This is a genomic window from Ferrovibrio sp. GW821-FHT12E11, from assembly GCF_058806975.1.
Genome location: NZ_JBXAQG010000001.1, coordinates 2,890,103 through 2,914,614, shown reverse-complemented (window position 1 = coordinate 2,914,614; position 24,512 = coordinate 2,890,103). Strand labels below are relative to the sequence as shown.

Below are 24,512 nucleotides of genomic sequence, written 5' to 3'. Positions count from 1 at the left end.
ATTCGGCGCGGCCGAAGCAATATATTCAGATTCGCCTTTTGCCAACCCGGAAAGGGACCCGATCATGCCGACTCCCATACTCGCCCCCATCGTTACCCGCCGCACGCTCTTCACCACCGTTATTGCCGGCGCCGCCGGCGCCATGCTGCTCGGCGCGCTGCCAGCCCATGCCGCCAGCGACGACCAGACGCTGATCGACAGCGCCCGCATCACGGTGGAGCATTTCACCACCGACGGCCAGATGAGTGACCTGCGCCGCAAGCTGGCCCAAGCCAAGGGCGTCTTTGTCGTACCGCAGCTGCTGAAAGCCAGCTTCATCATCGGCGGCGAAGGCGGCAGCGGCGTGCTGCTGGCCAAGACCGGCACCGGCTGGAGCGAACCCACGATCTACACCATGGGCGCCGGTTCCATCGGCCTGCAGATCGGCGGCGAGGCCTCCGAAGTGATTCTGGTGCTGATGAACGACAAGGCCGTGGAGGCCATCCTGCGCAACGAGTTCAAGCTCGGCGCCGACGCCACCGTGGCCGCTGGCCCGGTCGGCATGGGCGTGGAAGCCGCTACCACCACCAATCTGGGCGCCGACATATATTCCTTCTCCAAGAGCAAGGGCCTGGCCGCCGGCGTATCGGTGGAGGGCGCGGTGATCACCGCGCGCCATAGCCGCAACACCGCCTACTACGGCAAGGAAGCGCATCCGCGCAACATCCTCTACGACCATGTGGTCAGCAATCCCGGCACGCAGGGCCTGCGTCAGGCGCTGGCCGCGGCGGAGATGCCGTGATCTCTGATCGCACCCTGCAGGGTTATGTCGCCACCACCTATGCGGTGACAACGCCCGATGGCACGCTGATCGGCCTGCGGCTGGGTAAGACCAGCCCGCAGGCCGACGCCTTTCTGCGTGAGGTCAAAGCTGACACGCTGATCTGCCTGAATGCCTGGAACCCGCGCAGCCAGCGTCTGGCCGTCAGCCGCAACATGGCCGCGCATCAGCGCCTGCGCCGCGATCTGGCGACACGCAGGCTGGCGGTTCTGCCGCATCTGGGCGTACCCGACCGTGCCGGCTGGTATCCGGAACCGGGTTTCGCCGTGCTGGACCTGGAAACAGAAACGGCCATAGGCCTTGCACAGACCTATGGCCAGTTCGGGATCGTGCGCTACGAACGCGGCGGCGCGGCGGAACTGATCCTGACCCGCTTCGCGACGCCGAGGCTTTAAGCGACTTCGAACAGTCCGGCGCCGCCCTGACCGCCGCCGATGCACATGGTCACCACAACATATTTGGCGCCGCGACGCTTGCCTTCGATCAGGGCATGACCGGTCATGCGCGCACCCGACATGCCATAGGGATGGCCGATCGAGATCGCGCCACCATTCACGTTGAGCAGCTCGTTGGGGATGCCGAGCTTGTCGCGGCAGTAGAGCACCTGCACGGCAAACGCTTCGTTCAGTTCCCACAGGCCGATATCGTCCATCTTGAGGCCGAAGCGCTGCAGCAACTTGGGCACGGCAAAGACCGGGCCGATGCCCATCTCGTCCGGCTCGCAGCCGGCAATCGCCATACCGCGATAGATGCCGAGCGGCTGCAGGCCCTTCTTCTCGGCCAGCTTCGATTCCATCACCACGCAAGCGGAGGCGCCATCGGAAAGCTGGCTGGCATTGCCGGCCGTGATCACCTTGCCCGGACCGCGCACCGGCTGCAGGCCGGCGAGGCCTTCCAGCTTGGTATCGGCACGATTGCCTTCGTCCTTGGCCAGCGTGACATCCTTGTAGGAGACTTCCTTGGTCTCCTTGTCGACCACCGCCATCTTGGACGACATCGGCACGATCTCGTCGTCGAACTTGCCGGCGGCCTGACCGGCGGCCGTGCGCTTCTGGCTTTCCAGCGCATAGGCATCCTGCACCTCGCGGCTGATGCCGTAGCGCTTGGCGACGGTTTCGGCCGTATCGATCATCGCCATATAGATGTCAGGCTTGTTTTTCATCAGCCATTCGTCGCGGGCGCGATAGGTGTTCATATGCTCGTTCTGCACCAGCGAGATCGATTCCAGACCACCGCCCACCACGATGGGGGCGTTGTCATGGATCACCTGCTTGGCCGCCGTGGCAATCGCCATCAGGCCGGAGCCGCACTGGCGGTCGACGCTCATGCCGGCCACACTGACCGGCAGACCGGCGGCAATGGCGGCGTGGCGGGCGATATTGCCGCCGGTGGAACCCTGCTGCAGGGCTGCCCCCATGATCACGTCATCGACTTCGCCGCCCTCGATGCCGGCACGCTTTACGGCTTCGCGGATCGCATGGGCACCGAGCGTGGCGGCATCGGTGTTGTTGAAGGCGCCGCGATAGGCCTTGCCGATCGGCGTGCGGGCGGTAGAGACGATGACGGCTTCACGCATTTTTTGTTTCCTCCAAAGACTTGCCAGAAACTCTTCTCGGGCGCGAACGCTAGACCCAAATTTTTCGCCGCGCCACCCTGCCCTTACGGCAGGTTATTTCAGTTGCGGCACCAGGCGCTCCAGCGCCTGCGACAGCTTGGGCAACGACGCCGCGTAGCAGAGCCGGATGCGACCCTCACCGGCGGGACCGAAGGCGATGCCGGGCGCCATACCGACCGCGGTCTTGCGCGCCAGGTCGATGCAGGTCTGCAGGCTGTCGGTCATGCCGTCCAGCCCGAAGAAGGCATAGAAGGCACCTTCCGGCTTGGCCAGCCGCACGCGCGGCAGCGGCGCCAGCGCCTGATAGACCATGTCGGCGGCGCGGTTGTAGCGCTCGACCAGCCCCTCAATATACGCGTCACCTTCGTTCATCGCGGCGACGCCGCCCCATTGCACGAAGGTGGTGGGATGCGAAATGTTGAACTCGGTCATCTTTTCGACCGCCGTGCACAGGCGCGGCGGCGCCACGATCCAGCCCAGGCGCCAGCCGGTCATCGACCAGCTCTTGGAGAACGAATTGACGATCACCACAGGATCTTCCGGCTGCGCCAGCGTGTAGTAGCTGGGTGCATGTTTGGCGCCGCCATAGATGATGCGGCCATAGACTTCGTCGGACAGGATCCAGATGCCGCGCTGGCGGCAGAATTCGAGGATCGCCGCCAGCTCAGCTTCCGAGGCGACCCAGCCGGTGGGATTGCCCGGACTGTTGATCATGATCATCCGCGTGGTGTCGTCGCAGGCATCGAACAGCTCGTCGAGATCGAGCTTCCAGCGGCCGTCTTCCTGCATCTTCAGGAACACGTCGCGCGGCTCGCCACCCATGGCCCGGATCGCCGAGCGGCCATTGGGCCAGATCGGCCCGATCACCACGGCGCTGTCGCCCGGCTCGATCAGGCACTGGATGGTGATCATGATGGCGTTCATGCCCGACGCCGTCACCACCATGCGGTCGGCCCCGATATCGGCGCCGTAGCCGCGCAGCAGGTAATCATGGATCGCCTGCATCAGCGGCGGGATGCCGCGATTGGCGGCGTAGAAGGTCTCGCCGGCATCCAGCGCCGCCTTGGCGCCCTCGCGGATGAACTGCGGCGTCGGCTCGTCGCCCTCGCCGAACCACAGCTTGATCATGTCGGGGATATCGGCCGAGGCGCGGGTGACCACGCGGATGCGCGAGCCGGGCAGGTCGAGGATGCTGGAGCAGATACGGGCTTCGGAGATCGTTTCAGACATGGAGGATTTATTTACCTGAGAGACGGGTGGCGAGGAGGGAAATCATGGTCTGGATCGCGTCGTCGATGCCGGTCTCGCCGGACAGCACGGCATCGGAGAGACGATCGGCCTCGGCGGCCGGCAGATCGGCCAGACCCTTGCGCAGACGATCGAGCACCAGGTTCTGCAACAAACGCTTGGTGCGGGCGCGCGGATCGGGACGCTTGCGCTTGCCGATGGCAGTGATGGCATCGGCCAGTTCGGGAACGCCCTTTGCCGTGCTGGCGCTGGTCTGCAGCACCGGCACGCTGCCCTGCCCGCGCTGCGCACTCATCGCGGCAAGCTGGCGCGCCGAACGTTCGGCAAAGGGCAGGTCGGACTTGTTGACCACCAGGATATCCGCGATCTCCAGAATGCCGGCCTTGATCGCCTGGATGTCATCGCCCAGACCGGGCGCATTGACCACCACGCGCACATCGGCGATCTCGGCGACCTCGACCTCGGACTGGCCGGTGCCGACGGTCTCGACGATCACCACATCGCGGCCCGAGGCATCGAAGACATCGATCACGCGGGCAGCGGTACGCGACAGCCCGCCGAGATGGCCGCGACTGGCGAGACTGCGGATGAACACGCCGGCATCGGCGGCATGCTGGCTCATGCGGATACGATCGCCAAGAATGGCGCCGCCGGTGAGCGGGCTGGAGGGATCGACGGCAACCACGCCGACATTGAGGTCGCGGCGGCGCAGCTCGGCCACATAGGCGGAGACCAGCGTGGACTTGCCCGCACCCGGCGCGCCGGTGAAGCCAACCACCAGCGCCTGTCCGAGCTTGCCGCGGATCGCCTGCAGCACCAGCCTGGCCTCGTCGGTATCGTTCTCCACCGCGGTAATGGCGCGGGCCAGCGCCGCGCGCTCGCCCGCCAGCAGGGCCGGCAGCCAGTCCGGCGCCGCCTGGGCTCCGTCCGTGCCCGTTTCCGGGGAATCCGCCGCCTGCTTTTGCATTGCCGCAGATTACGCGCTATGTAGCCGGACGAACAAGTTTCCGTCCCGCGCCAAAAACCCAAAGATCAGTCAAAAGCATGTCAGACCTGCCGCCGCATGCGACACTCCGCCACTATGGCCCGGTCAACTGGCTGGGCCTGTGGACGCTGTATGTCAAGGAAGTGCAGCGCTTCCTCAAGGTCATCACCCAGACCGTGCTGGCCCCGGTGGTGACCACCCTGCTGTTCTTTGCCGTTTTCGCCCTGGCGCTGGGCGGCGCGGTGCGGCAGGTCGCCGGCATGCCCTTCATCGAATTCCTCGGGCCGGGCCTGATCATGATGGCGACCACCCAGAATGCCTTTGCCAACACCTCCTCCTCGATCATGATCTCCAAGGTGCAGGGCAACATCATCGACGTGCTGATGCCGCCGATCAGCCCCGGCGAACTGCTGGTCGCCTATGCCGGCGCCGGCGTTACCCGCGGTCTGGCGGTGGCGCTTGCCGTGGCGCTGGCGATTGCGCCCTTCTCGCCCATCCATGTGCATCACTGGGGCGCGACGCTGTATTTCGCCTTCGCCGGCGCGCTGATCCTCAGCCTGATCGGAATTCTGGCCGGCCTGTGGAGCCAGAAATTCGACCATATGGCGGCGGTGACCAACTTCGTCGTCACCCCGCTGGCGTTTCTCTCCGGTACGTTTTACTCGGTACAGGCATTGCCGCCCTTCTGGTATGCCGCCGCCCATGCCAACCCGTTCTTTTTCATGATCGACGGCTTCCGTTACGGGCTGACCGGGCATACCGACGGCGATGTCGGCCTGGGCGCCGGCGCGCTGGCCATGGTGGCGCTGGCGCTGGTGGCGCTGTGCTACACGCTGCTGAAGCGGGGTTACCGCCTAAAACCATGATAATTCAATAGCTTAATCGGTAATCCCATCCGGCAATCCTGCCAACTGATGCCAAATCGAGCCAAAGGGAGCCAACTTGGGCCAGCTGGAGACCATTCAGCGCCATTTGCGACCATCCTGAACCATCTAGAGCCAACAAAAGCCCACCTTTTTTTGCGATCCGGCACCTATTTCCATTCACGATGGCCAACAACGACAGACCGCCGGAAAACCGGCAGCCCGAATAAGAACATATAGAGTACATTAAAATGAAAGGACGTCAAGCCGAGGGCTGGGCAGCCGCAGCGATCGGACCGCCGGTTACCGGCGCTGCTGCGCCCGCTGCGGCCAGACCAGCCAGAGGCCGGTGCTGAACAGCGCCGCTCCGGCCCAAGCCGCCGACTCACGGTCGTTGTTGGCAATCGCCACGCCGGCAACAACCACCGCGACGAGGCCCATCAGGATCACGAATTTCGCGCCCGGCGTCGCCGGGAGTTTCATGTCAAACATCGGTCTTCCCACCAACTCATGCGCGCCGCTGTTGCGGCTGCGCTGTCTGCCTGTTCGCACTATGGCAGAGGCGGAAATTTTTCGCTGCTAAATCTGTGGTTACCTTTCGCCGCAGCCTTATACCCAAGCTGCGTTGCGCTGAAGAGCGTCAGCGCTGCAGCGCCAGCAGATGGCGCACCACCGGCTCTTCCGGGCCGATATGAAAGCGGCGCAATTCGCCCTGGATATCGGCATCGGCCTGCGAGACGCGACGATGCTGGCGTAGATGCTCGGCCCAGGATTCCACCATGAACCATTCGATCACGCTGTCGGGCACGGCAACATCCTCGGAGACGCCCCAGGCATAGGCGCCGTCACGGCGACGCTCCTCGGCGAGACGTTTCAGCGCCACGAGAAAGGCCGGGCGGTCGGCCGCGCGGATGCGGTATTCGACGGTGATCATCACCGGCCCGCGATCATGCGCCACCGGTTCGGCCAGCAGCGGCTCGGGCCAGTGATTGGACGGCGTCAGATCGGCCTCGCCCGTCGGCAGGCGGATCAGGCGGGCCAGCACGGAGATCAGCGCCAGGCTGCCGGCACCGATCAGCAGCGTGGCGGGAATGCCAATCCATTCGGCGACACCGCCCCAGATCAGGCTGCCACCGGTGAGGGCGCCGTTGAAGACGGTGAGATAGATGGCGAGACCGCGGCCGCGCACCCAGTTGGGCAGCACCGCCTGCATGGTGCCGTTCAGCGTGGTGAGCGCGGTGATCCAGCCGGCGCCGAGCAGCAGCAGCACGGCGACGGCCACCCATTGCGGGGGACTAAACGACAGCACTGCCATGACGCCGCCCGTAATCAGCGCCGCCAGCAGCATCAGGCCGTCGGCGCTGAGATATTGCCGCAGGCGCGGCAGCGCCAACGCGCCGAGGATGGCGCCGGCGCCCACCGATCCGAGCAGGATGCCGTAGAAACCGGCGCCACCATGGAGCAGCGTGCGCGCCACCAGCGGCAGCAGGGCCCAGGCGGCGCTGGCGAACAGGAAGAAGACGGCGGCGCGCAGCAGCACGACATGAAGCGCGCGGCTGGCCCGGGCATAGCGCAGCCCGGCGCGGAAGGCACCGGCGAACTGTTCCTGCAGCGCGTCGTCGGCATCGGCCTTGCGGCGCCACCACAGCAGCGCGCCAATCACCACCACATAGCTCAGCACATCGGCGCCATAAGTGATCGCTGCACCGAAGGCGGCCAGCAGCGCGCCGCCCACGGCCGGGCCGATGGCACGGGCGATGTTGAAGCCGAGCGAGTTGAGCGCGACGGCATTCTTCAGATCGGGTTTGGCGACCAGCTCGGGCACGATGGCCTGCCAGGTCGGACTGGCCAGCGCCGCGCCGACACCGCCGAGGAAGGTCAGCGCCACCAGGCTGGCAACGCTCAGAGTCCCGCTATAGGCCAGCAGCATCAGCGTGACGCTGACGCCGCCCAGCATGACCTGGATGGCGATCAGCAGCCGACGGCGGTCGAGGATATCCGACAGCACGCCGGCCGGAATCGCCAGCAGAAAGATCGGCAGGGTGCCAGCCGCCTGCACCATCGCCACGGCCGTGGGCGAGGTGGAGAGATCGGTTACCAGCCAGGCGCTGGCGACATCGCGCATGAAGGTGCCGGTATTGCCCAGCACGGTGGCGACCCAGAGCAGCGCGAAGACCGGCTGGCGCAGCGGCGCGAAACTGCCGCCGGCAGACGGCTTCAGCGGCCTCGGCTCCGGTCCATGGTCGTGGCCGTGATCGTTGCTCATCGCGAAGCAGTGTCGCGCAGGTCGTACCACGCCACCAGCAGGAATCCGCCGACCAGGCCCAGATGCTCGTAGAAGCCGTTGGCCATCATGAAGCGGTCATGACCGGGCGGCAGCGCCCAGTAGCGGTTGGCGATGAAAGTGGAGACCAGCGTGAAACCGGCCAGCCACAGCGCGCCGAACCAGCGCCAGCGACCGCTCAAGACAAGCGCCGCGCCCAACAACTCGGTGACGATCACGGCGATGGCGAATGGCAGGGCCGGTTCGAGACCGAAATGCTGCATCTCGGCCACCGCGCCGCCGAAATCTGTCAGCTTGTTTAAGCCGCCCTGCAGATAGGCGGCGCAGAGCAGCAGCAGGGCGAGCCAGCGCACCGCCGCCGGGGCAAGGAGAGTCTGCGCGAGACGGGTCAGCATCAGAAGGCCCAGCAGGAGCAGCCGAGCGCACCCCAGAAGGTTTTCTCATCCGACACCGGCATGGCCGAGGCCAGCGCACCGGCATGGGCATGGCCATGGACGCCGCAGCCGGTGGCGCAGCCGCAGGCGGCGGCAAGGGCGGCATCCTTCTCGACCAGCTCGGCGCGACGCTGTAGTGACCGGCCCTGATAGCCGCCGAAACGGCGCACCGGCGACCAGTCGGGCATCGCGGCGGGGAGCGCCGGCGCCAGGCTGCCGAAATCGCCGCTGCCATGCACGGGCTTGCCGCCCAGCAGCGTCAGCACCGCGGTGATATGCGGGATGGCATCTTCCGAGACCGAGAAATAATCCTCCGACAGCACGGCGAGATCGGCGAGCTGTCCCGCCTTGATCTGGCCCTTCTTGCCCACTTCGGTGGAGAACCAGGCGTTGCTCTCGGTCCACAGCCGCAGCGCATCCTCGCGGGTCAGGCGGTTCGACGGCGGATACATGGTCAGGCCGCCGACGGTGCGCCCGGTGACCAGCCAGGACAGCGAGACCCAGGGATTATAGGACGCGACACGGGTGGCGTCGGTGCCGGCGCCGACCTTGACGCCGCGGTCCAGCATGCGGCGGATCGGCGGCGTGGCCTCGGCCGCCTTGTGGCCATAACGCTCGGCGAAATATTCGCCCTGATAGGCCATGCGATGCTGCACGGCGATGCCGCCACCCAGCGCCGCGATGCGGTCGATATTGCGGTCGTCGATGGTTTCGCAATGGTCGAAGATGAAATGCAGGCCGTCGAAGGGAACGTCCTTGTTCACTTTCTCGAAGACGTTCAGCGCCCGCGTGATGGTTTCGTTATAGGTGGCATGCAGGCGCCAGGGCCAGCGGTTCTGCGCCAGCAACCGCACCACCGGCTCCAGGTCGGTTTCCATATTCGCCGGCATGTCGGGCCGCTCGACGCGGAAATCCTCGAAATCGGCTGCCGAATAGACCAGCATCTCGCCGGCGCCGTTATGACGATAGAGATCGTCGCCCTGCCCCGACTTCACCTGCTTCGCCCAGCCGGCGAAATCGGCCAACTCTTCCTTCGGCTTCTGGGTGAAAAGATTGTAGGCGATGCGCACGGTGAGATCGCCGTCTTTGTGCAGCTCCTCGATGATCCGATAGTCGTCCGGGTAATTCTGGAAGCCGCCGCCGGCATCTATCACGCCGGTGACGCCCAGACGATTCACCTCGCGCATGAAATGCCGTGTGGAATTCTTCTGATATTCCGCCGGCAGCTTCGGGCCTTTCGCCAGCGTCGCATAGAGGATCGTCGCATTGGGCCTGGCCAGCAGCAACCCGGTGGGATTGCCTGCCGCATCGCGCTGGATCTCGCCGCCGGGCGGATTGGGCGTGTCTTTCGTATAGCCCACCGCCCGCAAAGCGGCGCGGTTGAGCAGCGCGCGATCATAGAGATGCAGGATGAAGACCGGCGTATCGGGGGCGACGGCGTTCAGTTCGTCGATGGTGGGCAGGCGCTTTTCGGCGAACTGGTGTTCGGTGAAACCACCGACCACGCGCACCCATTGCGGCGCCGGCGTATTGTCGACCTGCTGTTTCAGCATGCGCATGGCATCGGCCAGCGAGGCGACGCCGTCCCAGCGCAGCTCCATGTTGTAGTTGAGGCCGCCACGGATGATATGCATGTGGCTGTCGATCAGGCCGGGGATGGCGCGGCGACCCTTGAGGTCGATCACCTGGGTTTTCGCATCGGCCAGGGCGCGGATGTCGCGTTCGTCGCCGACAGCGAGGAATTTGCCATCACGGATGGCCACCGCTTCCGGATTGGGATTGCTGCGATCCAGCGTGGCAAAGCGGCCGTTGACCAGAATCATGTCGGCAGTCATGCGGGTCTGTCCCTGGGCGGCGGGGCCCATCAAAGTGGTGAGTGTCAGGCCGGCAGCACCGGCCATAGTGTCGCGACGGGTGGGTTTCATGATCGCCTCCTTACGACGGGCAGTCTGGCGATTTGGCCTCGGGCTTGCCGGGCAGGGTGCCGAAGATATGCGGGCCGCAATCGGATTTCAGCCAGGACATGGTGATCGGCTGGCCCGCGATCAGGCGCTTGGCCACCGGCACGGCCTGTTCGCCGATCAGGATGCCGAGCAGGCCGATCAGCGCCACCACCGGCGGCGCCGGCGAGCGCACATCGAGCATGGCGTAAATGACGCCGACCAGCAGGCCGACCGCGAGGGAGACGAGATAGAGTTTCATGGCGACCTTCCGGGGCGGACAGGGAGCGGGCGGAAACCGCGATGGCGGCCGGCATGGCCGCCATCGCGCATTGTCGGTTACTCGCCGGCTTCGGAAGCGTGTTCGCCCAGCATGCTCTTGGCGTAGATGATCCCCAGGCCATAGGCGCCGCCGAACTTCTTGGCGATGCCGGTGGTGAGATCGTAGGTGGCGGCCCGGGCCCAGTCGCGCTGCAACTCCAGCATATACTGCAGCGCCGTCATCGGCCGCACACCGGCCTGGACCATACGCTGCATGGCGCGTTCATGGGCCTCGTCGGAGACATCGCCGCAGGCATCGGCGATCACATAGACCTCGAAGCCCTGGTCGAGTGCCGACAGCGTCGGGCCGACGATGCAGACCGAGGTCCACAGGCCGGAGAAGACCAGGCGCGGCTTGCCGATGGCATTGACCTGCTTGATCACGGCCTCGTCTTCCCAGGTGTTCATCGAGGTGCGGTCGAGCATTTTCTGGCCCGGGAAGGCGGCTGTGATTTCCTCGAACATCGGGCCGGAGAAGCTTTTCTCGGCCACGGTGGTGAGGATGGTCGAAACCTTGAAGCCGGCGGCGGCATGGGCCACGAGGGCCGCATTGTTGCGCAGGCTGATGGCATCGATCGACTTGGTGGCAAAGGCCATCTGCGACTGGAAGTCGATCATGATCAGGGTGTGATCCTGCGGGGTCAGCAACATTTTGCCGGGGACTGCTTTTGCGGTGGCCATGGGAAACTCCAAGAGGATGAGTGAATGCGTGCCGATTCAATCGATTTGCAGGGCGGCCGTCAGCCATACATAGGTTTAGCAGGAGCATACCATCGGGCGCGCGGTCCCTATATGTTGGAACGCGGATATTGCGGCAATAAGTAACTTTCGGGATACCGTGCGATGGCTCGGACAAAGGCATCCGGTGCGACGGCGCTCACACGATTCGTGTCGCATTGCGGGTTGAACCAGGCCCTGCAGTTTCTCGCCAGGGAATGGACCGTCCATATCATCTGGACGCTGGGCCGCAATGGCGAATTGCGCTTCGGCCAGCTGCGCACCACCCTGCCCGGCCGCGTTTCGGCCCGGGTGCTGTCGACACGGCTGCACGAGTTGGAAGCACAGGGCCTGATCGCGCGGCGCGACATGGCGACCAAACGGCCGGAAGTCTGGTATCGCCTCACCGCCAGCGGCCGCAAGGTCGACCGCCTGCTCGGGCGGGTCGAGCAGGCGCTGCTGCCGCCGGACCAGCCGCGCTAGCCGGCCAGGATCTTTTCCAGCGCCGCGCGGATCTTGGCCGGGATCGGCACCGGCTTCTGCACGCCGCGTTCGACGAAGACATGCACGAAATGGCCTGTCGCTGCGGGATGCGGCTCGCCGGCGCGGAACAGCGCGATCTCGTGGCGGGCCGAGGAATTACCCAGCTTCACCGTGCGCAGGCAGCCTTCCACAGTTTCAGGATAGTTCAGCGACTTGTGGAAGCGGCAGCCGCTTTCCACCAGCAGGCCGATGATCTTGTCATTCACCATGTCGAGCCCGCCGAAGCGGATCATGTAGTCATTCACCAGCGTGTCGAAATAGGCGTAATACTGCACGTTGTTGACATGCTGGTAGACGTCGATATCCGACAGCCGGGTGGGAATCAGCAGGCTGTGGCGATAGTCGGCACGGGTTTCCTGGCGCGGGTCTTTCACATCGCTCATCAGATTACAGGGCCTGCTCGTAGATCTTCAGCGCGTCGTCGTAGAGCACGTCACGCGGATTGTTGACCAAAAGGCGCTGCTGGTTCATTGCATCCTTGGCCAGCATCGGCAGGTGGTTATGGCTGATGCCGACCTGACGGAGCTGCTTTTCCAGCTTCACGTCATCGATGATCGATTCCAGTTCGCCGAGCAAAGCACCGGCACCGGCCGATGCCGTTGAAAAACTCTTACCAGGAAGCAGGATCGGCGCCAGTTCGGCATACTGGCCGGCGGCCAGCGGCACCTCGAGATTGAAGCGCATCACATGCGGCAGCATGAGCGCATTCGACAGACCATGCGGCACATGGAAATGCCCACCGACCGGATAGGCCAGCGCATGCACGGCGGCCACCGGCGCATTGGCAAAGGCCATACCGGCCAGCATGGCGCCCAGCAGCATCTCCGAGCGCGCGGCGCGATCCTTCATGCCCTCGGGCGAGCAGACCGTGCGTATATTTTTCGACAGCAGCCGCAGCGCCTCGCGGCCCAGCGCATCCGACATGGCGTTCTTCTTGTGCTTCGAGGTATAGGCCTCGATGGCATGCACCATGGCGTCCACACCGGTGGCCGCCGTCACATGGCGCGGCAGGCCCAGCGTGAGATCGGCATCCAGCAAGGCGATATCGGGCAGCAGCAGCGGCGAGACCACGCCCTTCTTCTCGGACTCGCCGGTGGTGATGATGGCGATGCCGGTGACTTCCGAACCGGTGCCGGCGGTGGTCGGCACCTGAATCAGCGGCAGGCGTTTGCCGCGCGCGTTGCCGACGCCGTAGATCTCGGTGAGCGGCTGGGTCGCCACGGGCAGGAAGGCGACCAGCTTGGCGATATCCATCGACGAACCGCCGCCGAAGCCGACCACGCCATCCGCCTTGAAGTCCTTCGCCACCTGCACCGCCTCATGCACCAGCTTTTCCGGCGGGTCGGCCTCGGTCTTGTCATAGATGGTGACGGCGATGCCGGCGGCCTTCAGGCTGGCGAGCGCCGCCTCGGGCAGGCCCAGCTTCATCACGCCCGGATCGGTGACCAGCACCACCCGGCTGCAGCCCAGTTCGGCCATCAGGGCGCCCAGCTTCGCGCTGGCGCCCGGCTCGCAATAGACCCGGCGCGTGGTCTCGAAGCTGAGCGTGGTCATGGCGTTCTCCCGGTATTTCCCTTGTCGGCCAGAGACTAACACCGGGGCGAAAGGCCCTTCCAGCCCCGGACGTTAGGGCAGGTTTAAGGACTTATCAGCCATTGCGCCCATACATTCGCCGAATTGACACCAGCCCGTAAGCCCCCGTAGAGTCTGGCCTTACCGCCAGCCCGGCCGTGTAAAACCCGGGGCTGGCGTCATTATTTTCAGGCCCCGCCAACCTTCATTGTGAAGAATTGGCTCCGGGCCATGGCGAGAGGAGCGTGTCGTGACCGAAGCATTGATGTCGACTTACGCGAGGCAGGACCTTGCGTTCGAGCGGGGCGAGGGTTCCTACCTCCACACCGCCGACGGTCGACGTTATCTGGACTTCGGCTCTGGCATCGCGGTGACCGCACTCGGTCACAGCCATCCCCACCTGGTGAAGGCGATCCAGGAGCAGGCGGCCAAGCTGTGGCACACCTCCAACCTGTTCCGGATTCCGGCGCAGGAGCGGCTGGCCGAACGGCTGGTGGCCCATTCCTTTGCCGACAAGGCCTTCTTCTGCAACTCGGGCGCCGAGGCGAACGAGGGCGCGGTGAAATGCGCGCGCAAATACTTTGCCGTCAGCGGCAAGCCGGAGAAGTTCCGCATCATCACCTTCGAGGGCGCCTTCCATGGCCGTACGCTGGCCATGCTGGCAGCGACCAACAATGCCAAGTATCTGGAGGGCTTCGGCCCCAAGGTTGAAGGCTTCGACCAGGTCGAATTCAGCCTGAAGGCGGCCAAGGATGCGATCACGCCGGAGACGGCGGCGATCATGATCGAGCCGATCCAGGGCGAGAGCGGCATCCGCAGCGTGCCGACCGAGATGCTGCGCGGCCTGCGCCAGCTCTGCGACGAGCATGACCTGCTGCTGATCCTGGACGAAGTGCAGACCGGCATGGGCCGCACCGGCAAGCTGTTCGCCTATGAATGGTCGGGCATCGCGCCGGACATCATGTCGCTGGCCAAGGGCCTGGGCGGCGGCTTCCCGGTCGGCGCCGTGCTGGCCACGGCGGAAGCCGCGAAAGGCCTGACGCCCGGCACCCATGGCACCACCTTCGGCGGCAACATCCTGGCGATGACGGCGGGCAATGCCGTGCTGGACGTGATGCTGGAAGAGGGGTTCTTCGACGGCGTGCAGAAGCGCTCGTCGTATTTCATGCAGCAGCTGGTCATGCTGAAGGACCGCTATCCCGACGTGGTCGAGGATGTGCGCGGCCAGGGCTTCCTGCTCGCCATCAAGACCAAGGTGCCGAACACCGAGTTCCAGGCGACGCTGCGCGACGAGCATGTGCTGGGCGTCACCGCCGGCGACAACACGCTGCGGCTGATTCCGCCGCTGACGGTGCCGGAAAAGGATATTGCCGAAGGCATCCGCCGGCTGGAAGCTGCCTGCCAGAAGCTGCAGGACAAAGCCAAGGCCGCAGCATGAGCGGGATTCGCCATTTCCTCGATCTCGACCGCCTGCCGGCCGAGACGCTGCGCGGCATTCTGAGCCACGCATCGCAGATGAAGGCCGGCCGCAAGGGGTTGCCGAAAGGCCATGTCGAGCCGACGCGGCCGGGCCGCGACCGGATTCTGGCGATGATCTTCGAGAAGCCGTCGACCCGCACGCGGCTGAGCTTCGACAGCGCCATGCGCCAGCTCGGCGGCGAGACCATCGTGGTGCGCGCCGACGAGTTGCAGATGGGCCGCGGCGAAAGCATCGCCGATACAGCCAAGATCCTGTCAGGCAATGTCGACGCCATCATGATGCGCACCAGCAAGGCGCAGAACCTGGCCGAGCTGGCCGCCAATGCCAGCGTGCCGGTGATCAACGGCCTGACCGACGACAGCCATCCCTGCCAGGTGATGGCCGATGTGATGACCTTCGAGGAGCATCGCGGTCCGATCAAGGGCCGCAAGATCGCCTGGGTCGGCGACGGCAACAACATGGCCACCTCGCTGATCCATGCCGCCGTGCTGTTCGGCTTCCGCCTCGACCTCGCCTGCCCGGAAGAACTGCAGCCCGATCCGAAAGTGCTGCAATGGGCGGCCGAACGACAGGGCCAGATCCGCGTGACCATCGATCCGGCCGCGGCCGTGGCCGATGCCGACTGCGTCATCACCGACACCTGGGTGTCGATGGGCCAGAAGGATGCCGAGAAGCGCCACAAGATCCTGGCGCCCTATCAGGTCAATGCCGCCCTCATGGCCAAGGCTGGCAAGGGCGCCATCTTCATGCACTGCCTGCCGGCCCATCGCGGCGAGGAAGTCACTGCCGAAGTGATCGACGGGCCGCAATCGGTGGTGTTCGACGAGGCGGAAAACCGCCTGCATGCGCAGAAGGCGATCCTGGCCTGGTGTTTCGGCGCCTAGGATTGGCGCTTCAGCCGCTTTATATTGGACGCCGTGCGTAGCATGCCTCTTCTCGACGACCTGTCGCTGCCCTTCCAGATCGAGCAGTGCGATACGCGCGGCCGCCTGGTGCGGCTGGGCCCCGCGATCGACCGCATCCTGGCGCGCCATGCCTATCCCGAGCCGGTCGCCTATCTGCTGGCCGAAGCGCTGGTGCTGGTCGCCACCATGGCCACCGCGCTGAAATTCGACGGTGTGTTTTCGCTGCAGGCCAAGGGCGACGGCCCGGTCTCGACCCTGGTGGCCGACTGCCGCACGCCGGGCCAGCTGCGCGGCTATGCCAGTTTCGATGCCGAGCGGCTGGAAGGCCTGGAGATCGGCCCCGGCGGCACGGCGGGGCTGGTGCCGCTGCTGCTGGGCAAAGGCTATCTCGCCTTCACCATCGATCCCAAGAGCGAGGACCTGGAGCGCTACCAGGGCATCGTCGACCTGTCGGGTTCGACACTGGCCGATGCCGCCCATGCCTATTTCGCCCAGTCCGACCAGCTCAACGCCCGCGTGGTGCTGGGCGCCAGCCATCGCAAGACCGGCGAGCATCGCCGCATCTGGCGCGCCGGCGGCATCCTGCTGCAGCAGCTGCCGCTACAGCCCGGCGGGCTGTCGACGGAGGAACGCGGCTTTGCCTGGGAAAAAGTGACCGCCCTGCTGGGCACCACCAAACCCGACGAGCTGACCGATCCGGGCTTAAGCCCGAATGACCTGCTGTTCCGCCTGTTCCACGAGGATGGCGTGCGGGTCTTCGAGGCCGGGGCACTGGCCGACCGCTGCACCTGCTCGCCCGACAAGGTGCGTGGCATCCTGACCACCTTCGCGGCCGAGGAGATCGCCGACATGGCCAATGCCGACGGCCAGATCACGGTGACCTGCCAGTTCTGCAGCGAAACCTATGCCTTCCCCGCCGAGGCCGTAAAAGGCTGATGCCGCAAAAAGGCTGAAATCCGCAGCAAACGAAATCGCGTCTGCGCCGTTTCTCTCCCACACAGTCCTGCGTTCATTCCTTAACCGATACGGCCCGCAGCCCGGATATATGCCCCGGGCGGGCCTTGAATTTGCCCTATTTCGCCGCCTATTTAGGGGCGGAAAACCAAGGAGAAACGATATGAATCCCTGTATTGCCGCCGCCATCCCGGCCCGCCTCGCCGTCCTTGCCGGCCTGGTCTTCGCTGTCGCCGCCTGCTCGGGCCCGCTGGAGAAGTCGATCCTGCCGGAGATCACCTTCCAGGATCAGCCCAAGATCACCTTCGCCGCCTCCACCGTGGAAACCGTGCTGGAATACCAGCCGACCGCGCAGCCGCCGCATATCGAACTGGCCATCCCGCAGCCGCCGGCCAGTGTGGCCACCCGCTGGACCCGCGACCGTATCGCGCTGGACATGAGCCAGCAGAACCGCGTCACCGTGGTGATCCGCAAGGCCAGCGTGACCGAGGTCGACCTGAAGAAAACCCCGGGCCTGCGCGGCAGCTTCACCGAAGACCAGGTCGCCCGCTTCGATACCGAAGTGGAAATGGCGGTCGAGGTGCGCGATGCCCGCGGCTTCCGCGTCGGCGAGGCCTCGGCCTCGGCACGCCGCTCGAACTCGATCAGCGAGAAGGCCACGCTGAACGACCGCGACCGCGCGATCCACAGCCTGGTGCGCGAAACCATGATGGACGTGAACCGTGAGCTGGAGCGCAACATCCGCCAGTATATGCCGCTCTATGCCCGCTAATTAGGCGGTTCATCCGGCGCTGGCCGGCCGTTCGTACGCCAACAGACGATCTGACGTAGCGTTGGCCGAATGTCTAACCGGTCCCTGCCCTTAGGGTAGCTGTTTTCGACCCGGTCGAGGTTTGTCTCGGCCGGGTCGATCTGCTAGAGAGGGCTTGAGAAACCTCCCCTTTTCGCGGAGTGGAAACGCCCTATGCCGACGCCGAAAAAGCGCCCCCTGGTTATCGTGACCCGGAAGCTGCCGGACCCGATCGAAACCCGGATGATGGAGCTGTTCGACACGCGGCTGAACGTGGCGGACAAGCCGCTGACCAATCTGGAACTGATCGAAGCCGTGAAGACCTGCGACGTGCTGGTGCCGACCATCACCGACCGCATCGACGGCGCCATCTTGGCCCATGCCGGGCCCAACTTTCGCCTGATCGCCAATTTCGGCACCGGTGTCGACCATATCGACCTGGCCGCCGCCCGCCAGCGCGGCATCACCGTCACCAACACGCCCGGCGTGCTGACCGAAGACACCGCCGACATGACCATGGCGTTGATCCTGGCCGTGCCGCGCCGTCTGGTGAAGGGCGCCCGCGCTCTGCAGGACGGCAAGTTCGAGGGCTGGTCGCCGACCTGGATGCTGGGCCAGCGTATCTGGGGCAAGCGGCTCGGCATCATCGGCATGGGCCGCATCGGCCAGGCCGTCGCCCGCCGCGCCAAAGCCTTCGGCCTGTCGATCCACTATCACAACCGCAAGCGCGTGCACGAAAGCATCGAGCAGGAGCTGGAGGCGACCTACTGGGAGAGCCTCGACCAGATGCTGGCCCGCATGGACATCATCTCGGTGAACTGCCCGCATACGCCGGCCACCTTCCACCTACTGTCGGCACGCCGGCTCGACCTGCTGCCGCCGCATGCCTATGTGGTCAATACCGCGCGCGGCGAGATCATCGACGAGAACGCCCTGGTGCGGAAGCTGCGCAAGGGCGAGATCGCCGGCGCCGGCCTCGACGTGTTCGAACACGAGCCGGCGGTGAACCCCAAGCTGCTGGAACTGGATAACGTCATCCTGCTGCCGCATATGGGCTCGGCCACCCTGGAAGGCCGCATCGACATGGGCGAGAAGGTGCTGATAAACATCAAAACCTTCGCCGATGGCCATGCTCCGCCCGACCGGGTGATCCAGGGCCTGCTCTGATGCCCTTGAACGGCGTCCTGCCCCGGCCGGACGCCGTTTTGCTATGTACAAGGATGATCCGGCTGCCTAGTCTCAGCCCGTTCCTGCCGAATCCGCGATGACCCAGACGCCCTCCTACAGCCGCGCACCCGCCGACTTCCTCGACATGATCGCTGCCCATGGCCGCTATCTGCAGTCGCAGAACACGGCTGTCCGCGTGGGCAAGCAGCTGCGGCTCGATCATGTGGATTTCGGCGCCATCAAGCTGCAGAAGAAGCAGCTGCGCCAGGCGCATCTCACTTTCTGCGGCTTTTCCTGCGCCGACCTGCGCGAAAGCGATTTCACTGGCGGCGACCTGACCGGCGCCGATCTCTCGGCGGCCGACCTGACCAAGGCGATCTTTCACAAGGCCAATCTGAGCGGCGCCGACCTGAGCCGCGCGGTGCTGACCCAGACCGATTTCTCGGAAGCCCGCCTCGCGCCCCATGCCGGCCAGGACGGCAACCAGAATACCCGCCTCGGCGGCGCGGTGATGCATGGCACCAGCTTCGCCCGCGCCCAGCTTGTCGATGCCAATTTTGACAAGGCCAAGCTGGACAGCGCCGACTTCTCGTTTGCGCGGCTGGAGAATGTCAGCTTCAGGGGCGCCGATCTGCGCGGCGTGCAATTCGCGCTCGCCGATCTCGGCGACGGCATGGCCGAGGCGATTGCCGCCGCCGGCGGCCAGCTCGCCCCGCGGCTGCCGCCCGGCGGCCTGGAAGAGATCATCGCCCAACATGCGCTGTGGATCACCACCGATGGCAACAAGGGCATCCGTGCCGGCCTGCGCGGCGCCTATCTGGTCAATGCCAGCATGGTGGATGTGGATCTGAGCGGCGCCGATCTGAGCCTCGCCAACCTAGCCGGCGCCGACCTGACCGGCGCGCGGCTGATCTGCACCGATCTGCGCGGCACCAATCTCTCGCGCTGCCGCCTGACCGGTGCCGATTTCCGCGGCGCCCTGCTGGATGGCGCCCACGGCTTCATGCCAGCGGGGAGTCTGTAGGACTGCCTAGTCGCCAGCAACCAGCGACGTCATTTTCCATTGACCACCACGCAGCTCGAAGCTGGCTCTGTAATCGAGGGCATGCCGGATATTGCTGGCTGACACATAGCCAATCTTGCCGCTGGCCGACTGGACGTGGACATAGCTGCCCTCTGGCACCGACATATAGCCGGCAGGATCGAGAATGCGCACTATATCGTAATCAAGCTTTTCGATGATTGCAGCATCATTGCGGGTGGCGGCACGCAGCGTACTGCCCCGACGCACCACCACCGCATGCTCAAACTGATCGACCTGAGATGATGGAAATTCCGAGAACGTGTACGGTGCCGAAAAGGAACCATCGGCTTGGAATGACCCACCAAGTTTGAGCAGTCTCTCGAGTTCTCTCCAAATCGGGCTGTTCCGATTCTGTGGATTCCAATTCTCCCTGAACGCATCGACACCTTTGTCGCCTTCAAAAGCGTTGGCAAAATCAGAGGTCAGCACTCCGATCAATGCAGAAGCATCCCGACGCTTCACTATTGATTGCAACTGCCTCCTAAATTGAAGGAAGGAAGTATTTTTGTTTGCCTCATCTATGGGAGGCAAGCGTCTGCCGGTATTGTCCGCCGCATGGGCAGAATGAAACAGGCAGACAACGAGAAGTGTTACCCAGATCAGGCCACGAGCCGATGCTATTCGCGGCAGCGGCCCGGCCATTGCCCTACGCGATCGCTTTCAGTTCCTCGACGCCGGCGAGGTCGACCGAGACCAGGGTGGAGACGCCACGTTCGGCCATGGTGACGCCGAACAGGCGGTCCATGCGCGCCATGGTGATCGGATGGTGGGTGACCACCACGAAGCGCGTGCCCTCGCCCATATTCTGGGTCTGGCGCGCCATCGCTTCCATCAGGTTGCACAGCCGCTCAACATTGGCGTCGTCCAGCGGCGCGTCCACTTCGTCCAGCACGCAGATCGGTGCGGGGTTGGTGAGGAAGACGGCAAACAGCAGCGACAGCGCCGTCAGCGCCTGCTCGCCGCCCGAGAGCAGCGACATCACCTGCAGACGCTTGCCCGGCGGCGAGGCGTAGATTTCCAGGCCGGCCTGCAGCGGGTCATCACTCTCGACCAGCTGCAGATGCGCCTTGCCGCCGCCGAAGACCTCAACGAACAGCTTCTGGAAATGGCCATCCACCTTCTGGAAGGCTTCGAGCAGGCGCTCGCGGCCTTCCTTGTTGAGCGTGGTGATGCCCTGGCGCAGCTTCTCGATGGCGGTGACCAGATCGGTCTGCTCGGTGGACAACGCCGTGAGCTTCTCTTCCACCTCGTTGGCTTCCAACTCGGCGCGCAGGTTGACCGGGCCCATATTGTCGCGCTCCTTGCGGAGGCGTTCGAGCTGGTTTTCCACGCGCGGCAGTTCGGGGAAGTCTTCGCCCTCGTCCACATCGCCGGCCTTCAGCACCTGGTCGAGCGTGCAGTCGAGCACCTCGCGCACGCGGATCGCCAACTCGTCCAGGCTGACGCGCTGATGCTCCAGGTCGCTTTCCGCCTTCACGCGGGCCTCGCGGCCGTAGCCGAGCAGCTGCTCGATCTCGCGGGCGGTCTTGGTTGCCAGCTGCTGCGCGGCTTCGGCATTGGCCAGATGGTCGGCGGCCTCGCGGCGCTCCACCTCGGCCAGGTCGATCTGCTCCTGCAGCGCGGCCTTGCGGCTGTCGAGTTCCAGCGGGATCAGTTCCAGGCGGGTCAGTTCGACTTCCGCCTCGCTGCGGCGTGCCGTGAGCTGGGCGATCTGCTGGCTGGCGCTGTCGTTGCGGGCAGCCGCATTGCGCAGCTCGACCACGATGGCCTCCAGACGGCGGGCGCGGGCCTCGGCATCACGGCGCAGCTGGTCCAGCGCGGCGCGTGCTTCGGCCAGGGCCTGACGCAGCGCATTCACCTCGTCGCGCGCGACGCTGATGAGCTGACGCACCTCGTCTTCCGGTGGCAGCGCATCGAGCGCCACGCCATCGGCGGCGCGGGTCTCTTCGGCTTCGAGGATTTCCAGCTCGGTTTGCTGCTTCTGCTCGGCGATGGCGGCGAGCTGCGCCTGGCGCTCGGCTTCCTTGCGCACGCCCTCGGCCTGGCGGTCGCGCGCCTGACCCAGTTCGCGGTCGGCGCGGGCGATATCCTGGCTGGCCTGCTCGCGCGCCGTCTGGCGCTCGCGCTCGGCAGCGGTGATGCCCTGGGTGGCATGTTCGCGCGCGGTGTTGCGGTCGCGCTCGGCGGTCGCCACGCCATGATTGGCACGGTCGCGGGCGCCCTGACGCTCGCGCTCGGCCGCGGCCACGGCCTGGCTGGCGCGGTCACGCGCCTCGGCGGCGGCGCGTTCGGCCGCCTGCACAATGCCTGAGGCCTGCTGGCGCGCTTCGTTGCGGCTCTGCTCGGCACCCTGCACGATGCCGGCCGCCTGCTGGCGCGCGGTGTTGCGCTCGGCTTCGGCCGCGGCAATCGCCTGGCGCGCGGCGCGCTCAGCAGCGGCCGCGGCTTCGGTGGCATGGCGTGCCGCTTCATAGGCGCGCTGGGCATCGCCGAGCTTGCCTTCCATCTCGCGCAGTTCCTCGCGCAGGTCGGCCAGGCGGTTGCGCTGTTCGAGCTTCACCGAGGCCGAGGTCGGCGCGCCAGCCTTGACCGTGAAGCCGTCCCAGCGCCACAGCGCGCCCGAGCGGGTAACCAGACGCTGACCCAGCCGCAGGTCGGCGCGCAGGCGGGCGCCATCGGCATCATCAGCGACCAGGCCGATCTGGCTGAGACGGCGCTGCAGCGCCGCCGGCCCGGTGACATGGCGCGACAGCGGCTCGGCGCCCGCGGGCAGCCCCGGTGCATCGGTCAGCGGCGGCAGCGCATCCCAGTGCATCGGCGCATTGGGATCGGTGGCCGCGTTCAGTTCGTCGGCCAACGCGGCGCCCAGCGCCTTTTCATAACCCGGCGCCACCTGAATCTGGTCGATCAGCGGCGCGAAGAGATTGCCTTCATCGACCTTCAGCAGCTTGGCCAGGCCGGCCTCTTCCGCCTTCAGGCGGGTGAGTTCGCCCTGCACGCCCTGCCAGGCATCGCGGGCGGTCTGCTCGCTCTGCGCGACGGTGTTGCGCTCGGCTTCGGCGGCTTCCTGATGTCTGCGGGCGGCCGCGATCGTCTCGGCATGCTCGGCCTCGACGGCGTTCAGGCCGCTGCGCGCGGCTTCTATCTTCTGCGCATGCTCGCCTTCGACGGCGTTGAGGCCCGCGCGGGCGGCCTCGATCTTCTGCTCATGCTCGGCGCCGGCCTGGGCCAGCAAGCTGCGGGCGGCTTCGATCTTCTGCGCATGCTCGGCTTCGACGGCTTCGAGGGCTGCACGCGCCGCCTCGATCAGGCGGCCCTGCTCGGCCTCGACGGCCTCGTAGGCCTGACGCGCGGCCTCGATCTTCTGCGCATGATCGGCTTCAACGGCATCCAGCGCCGTGCGGGCGGTTTCGACCGCCACCTGCCGGGCCTCGACTTCGGCATTGACCGCCTCGGCCTCGGCCAGCGATTCCGTCTGCGCCTGCAGGCGGGCTTCCTCGTTACCGAGTTCTTCCAGACGGCCCTTCAGGCGGGCCAGACGACGCTCGCCGTCCTCGATAGCCTGACGCAGGCGGGCGCGGCTGGCCTGTTCCTGGGCAGCGCGGTCGGACAATGTGTCCAGCTCGCTCTGATGCGCGGCGACCTTCGCCTCAGAGTCTGCAACAGCCGCTTCAGCCGCAGCCTGCGCATCCGTCTCGCCGGCGCGCTGGGCCTGCAAGTCGGCATCCTCGGCCGAGAGGCGGGCGACAGTCGCCTGGGCGTCTTCGGCCAACGCGGTTTCGCGCGCGGCGTCGGCATTGATCTGGTCCAGACGCTGGCGCACCTGGTCGGCGGCCTCGCGGGCGCGATCGGATTCCGCCTCCAGGCCTTCGCGCGCCACGGTCAGGCGATGCAGCTTGGCGCCGGCTTCGGCCTCATGATGGCGCAGCGGCGGCAGCGCCTCGGCGGCGATGCGTTCGGCGCCATGGGCTTCGGAGACCTGCAGCGTGCGATCGGCCACCTCGCGCTCGGCGGCCTGCAGGGCCTGCTCGGCCTCGGCCAGCGCGTTCTTCAACGCCGCATGCTTGAGATGGAACAGGATCGCCTCGGTGCGGCGGATCTGGCCGGCGATGTTGCGATAGCGGCTGGCCTGTCGGGCCTGGCGCTTCAGCGACTGCAGCTGGTTGTCGAGTTGGCCGATGACATCGACCACGCGTTCCAGATTCTGCTCGGCGGCCTTCAGCCGCAGCTCGGCCTCATGACGGCGCGAATGCAGGCCCGAAATGCCAGCCGCCTCTTCCAGCAGCATGCGGCGGTCGGTCGGCTTGGCGTTGATGATGGCGCCGACACGGCCCTGGCTGACCATGGCCGGCGAATTGGCGCCCGACGCCAGATCGGCGAACAGCAACTGCACGTCGCGCATGCGCACGTCGTTGCCGTTGATCTCGTAGTCGGAGCCCTTCTCGCGTTCGATCTTGCGCGTGATCTCCACCGTCTCCATCTCGTTGAAGGCGGCGGGCGCGGTACGCGTCTTGTTGTCCAGCGTGAGCGTGACTTCGGCGATATTGCGGGCCGGCCGGGTGGCCGTGCCCGCAAAGATCATGTCATCCATGCCCGTGCCGCGCATGCGCTTGGCCGAGTTTTCGCCCATCACCCAGCGCAGGGCTTCCACCAGATTGGACTTGCCACAGCCGTTCGGACCGACAATGCCGGTCAGACCCGGATGGATCACGAAATCCGTCGGTTCGACGAAGGATTTGAAACCGGACAAGCGCAACTTGGTAAACTGCACGGGAACTCCCTTTCGATAC

General features: G+C 65.6%; 23 protein-coding genes. 10 read left to right on the top strand and 13 right to left on the bottom strand.

Going from position 1 to position 24,512, the window contains the following annotated elements:
- Window positions 1–64: 64 nt before the first annotated feature.
- Both AC1ROT_RS14545 and AC1ROT_RS14540 read left to right on the top strand, forming a co-directional pair.
- The gene (locus AC1ROT_RS14545) at window positions 65–781 is read left to right on the top strand and encodes a lipid-binding SYLF domain-containing protein (RefSeq protein ID WP_492971857.1); all 717 of its coding nucleotides are present in this window, start codon (window positions 65–67) and stop codon (window positions 779–781) included.
- A complete protein-coding gene (locus AC1ROT_RS14540) occupies window positions 778–1,215 on the top strand; it encodes a DUF3293 domain-containing protein (protein ID WP_492999856.1) in 438 nt (145 codons plus the stop codon). The genes AC1ROT_RS14545 and AC1ROT_RS14540 overlap by 4 nt, the downstream gene beginning before the upstream one ends.
- Here the strand turns inward: AC1ROT_RS14540 and AC1ROT_RS14535 are convergent.
- The 3 genes from AC1ROT_RS14535 to meaB all read right to left on the bottom strand — a co-directional run bounded on the left by AC1ROT_RS14535 (window position 1,212) and on the right by meaB (window position 4,650).
- Window positions 1,212–2,396, bottom strand: a complete 1,185-nt coding sequence (locus AC1ROT_RS14535; protein ID WP_492999854.1) for an acetyl-CoA C-acyltransferase — start codon at window positions 2,394–2,396, stop codon at window positions 1,212–1,214. The two genes, AC1ROT_RS14540 and AC1ROT_RS14535, sit on opposite strands and share 4 nt — an antisense overlap.
- Before the next feature lie 93 nt (window positions 2,397–2,489).
- Window positions 2,490–3,665: a pyridoxal phosphate-dependent aminotransferase gene (locus AC1ROT_RS14530; protein ID WP_492999852.1), complete on the bottom strand. Its 1,176-nt coding sequence runs from the start codon at window positions 3,663–3,665 to the stop codon at window positions 2,490–2,492.
- Between the two features lie 7 nt (window positions 3,666–3,672).
- Window positions 3,673–4,650 carry a methylmalonyl Co-A mutase-associated GTPase MeaB gene (meaB, locus tag AC1ROT_RS14525; protein WP_492999851.1) on the bottom strand — a complete coding sequence of 326 codons (978 nt, stop codon included), beginning with the start codon at window positions 4,648–4,650 and terminating at the stop codon, window positions 3,673–3,675.
- 77 nt (window positions 4,651–4,727) lie between these two features.
- Between meaB and AC1ROT_RS14520 the strand changes: the two genes are divergently transcribed.
- A complete protein-coding gene (locus tag AC1ROT_RS14520; protein ID WP_492971862.1) occupies window positions 4,728–5,534 on the top strand; it encodes an ABC transporter permease in 807 nt (268 codons plus the stop codon).
- A gap of 300 nt (window positions 5,535–5,834) precedes the next feature.
- On the opposite strand, the gene AC1ROT_RS14515 is transcribed toward AC1ROT_RS14520, so the two are convergent.
- The 6 genes from AC1ROT_RS14515 to AC1ROT_RS14490 form a co-directional block, all read right to left on the bottom strand.
- A complete protein-coding gene (locus AC1ROT_RS14515) occupies window positions 5,835–6,014 on the bottom strand; it encodes a hypothetical protein (protein WP_492999850.1) in 180 nt (59 codons plus the stop codon).
- Window positions 6,015–6,171: 157 nt separating this feature from the next.
- The gene (locus AC1ROT_RS14510; RefSeq protein ID WP_492999847.1) at window positions 6,172–7,797 is read right to left on the bottom strand and encodes an MFS transporter; all 1,626 of its coding nucleotides are present in this window, start codon (window positions 7,795–7,797) and stop codon (window positions 6,172–6,174) included.
- A complete protein-coding gene (locus AC1ROT_RS14505; RefSeq protein WP_492999845.1) occupies window positions 7,794–8,210 on the bottom strand; it encodes a DoxX family protein in 417 nt (138 codons plus the stop codon). The genes AC1ROT_RS14510 and AC1ROT_RS14505 overlap by 4 nt, the downstream gene beginning before the upstream one ends.
- Window positions 8,210–10,174, bottom strand: coding sequence for an amidohydrolase (locus AC1ROT_RS14500; protein ID WP_492999844.1), 1,965 nt, complete (start codon window positions 10,172–10,174; stop codon window positions 8,210–8,212). Before AC1ROT_RS14500 ends, AC1ROT_RS14505 begins: the two co-directional genes overlap by 1 nt.
- A 10-nt stretch (window positions 10,175–10,184) precedes the next feature.
- Complete coding sequence (locus tag AC1ROT_RS14495; protein ID WP_492999843.1) at window positions 10,185–10,451, bottom strand: XapX domain-containing protein; 267 nt, start codon at window positions 10,449–10,451, stop codon at window positions 10,185–10,187.
- Window positions 10,452–10,528: 77 nt separating this feature from the next.
- A complete protein-coding gene (locus tag AC1ROT_RS14490; RefSeq protein WP_492999840.1) occupies window positions 10,529–11,191 on the bottom strand; it encodes a hydrolase in 663 nt (220 codons plus the stop codon).
- Window positions 11,192–11,353: 162 nt separating this feature from the next.
- Between AC1ROT_RS14490 and AC1ROT_RS14485 the strand changes: the two genes are divergently transcribed.
- Complete coding sequence (locus tag AC1ROT_RS14485) at window positions 11,354–11,710, top strand: winged helix-turn-helix transcriptional regulator (RefSeq protein ID WP_492999837.1); 357 nt, start codon at window positions 11,354–11,356, stop codon at window positions 11,708–11,710.
- Here AC1ROT_RS14485 and AC1ROT_RS14480 read toward each other — a convergent pair.
- The gene (locus AC1ROT_RS14480; protein ID WP_492971870.1) at window positions 11,707–12,153 is read right to left on the bottom strand and encodes an acyl-CoA thioesterase; all 447 of its coding nucleotides are present in this window, start codon (window positions 12,151–12,153) and stop codon (window positions 11,707–11,709) included. The genes AC1ROT_RS14485 and AC1ROT_RS14480 overlap by 4 nt on opposite strands.
- 4 nt (window positions 12,154–12,157) lie before the next feature.
- Entirely contained in the window at window positions 12,158–13,324 is a 1,167-nt protein-coding gene (locus tag AC1ROT_RS14475) for an iron-containing alcohol dehydrogenase (protein ID WP_492999836.1), read from the bottom strand.
- A gap of 268 nt (window positions 13,325–13,592) precedes the next feature.
- On the opposite strand from AC1ROT_RS14475, the gene AC1ROT_RS14470 reads away from it, so the two are divergent.
- From AC1ROT_RS14470 to AC1ROT_RS14445, 6 genes are all read left to right on the top strand, one after another.
- Window positions 13,593–14,780 (top strand): aspartate aminotransferase family protein, encoded by a 1,188-nt coding sequence (locus AC1ROT_RS14470; protein ID WP_492971872.1) that lies wholly within the window; start codon window positions 13,593–13,595, stop codon window positions 14,778–14,780.
- Entirely contained in the window at window positions 14,777–15,706 is a 930-nt protein-coding gene (gene argF, locus AC1ROT_RS14465; RefSeq protein ID WP_492999835.1) for an ornithine carbamoyltransferase, read from the top strand. Before AC1ROT_RS14470 ends, argF begins: the two co-directional genes overlap by 4 nt.
- 42 nt (window positions 15,707–15,748) lie before the next feature.
- Window positions 15,749–16,663, top strand: a complete 915-nt coding sequence (locus AC1ROT_RS14460; RefSeq protein ID WP_492999833.1) for an Hsp33 family molecular chaperone HslO — start codon at window positions 15,749–15,751, stop codon at window positions 16,661–16,663.
- Window positions 16,664–16,844: 181 nt separating this feature from the next.
- On the top strand, window positions 16,845–17,453 hold the full coding sequence (locus AC1ROT_RS14455; RefSeq protein ID WP_492999831.1) for a hypothetical protein: 609 nt from the start codon (window positions 16,845–16,847) through the stop codon (window positions 17,451–17,453).
- A gap of 192 nt (window positions 17,454–17,645) precedes the next feature.
- Window positions 17,646–18,638 (top strand): 2-hydroxyacid dehydrogenase, encoded by a 993-nt coding sequence (locus AC1ROT_RS14450; protein WP_492971876.1) that lies wholly within the window; start codon window positions 17,646–17,648, stop codon window positions 18,636–18,638.
- A gap of 97 nt (window positions 18,639–18,735) precedes the next feature.
- The gene (locus AC1ROT_RS14445) at window positions 18,736–19,662 is read left to right on the top strand and encodes a pentapeptide repeat-containing protein (protein ID WP_492971877.1); all 927 of its coding nucleotides are present in this window, start codon (window positions 18,736–18,738) and stop codon (window positions 19,660–19,662) included.
- A gap of 6 nt (window positions 19,663–19,668) precedes the next feature.
- Here the strand turns inward: AC1ROT_RS14445 and AC1ROT_RS14440 are convergent, their stop codons facing one another.
- Entirely contained in the window at window positions 19,669–20,364 is a 696-nt protein-coding gene (locus AC1ROT_RS14440; RefSeq protein WP_492971878.1) for a hypothetical protein, read from the bottom strand.
- A gap of 4 nt (window positions 20,365–20,368) precedes the next feature.
- Window positions 20,369–24,493: an AAA family ATPase gene (locus tag AC1ROT_RS14435; RefSeq protein ID WP_492999830.1), complete on the bottom strand. Its 4,125-nt coding sequence runs from the start codon at window positions 24,491–24,493 to the stop codon at window positions 20,369–20,371.
- Between the last annotated feature and the right edge of the window lie 19 nt (window positions 24,494–24,512).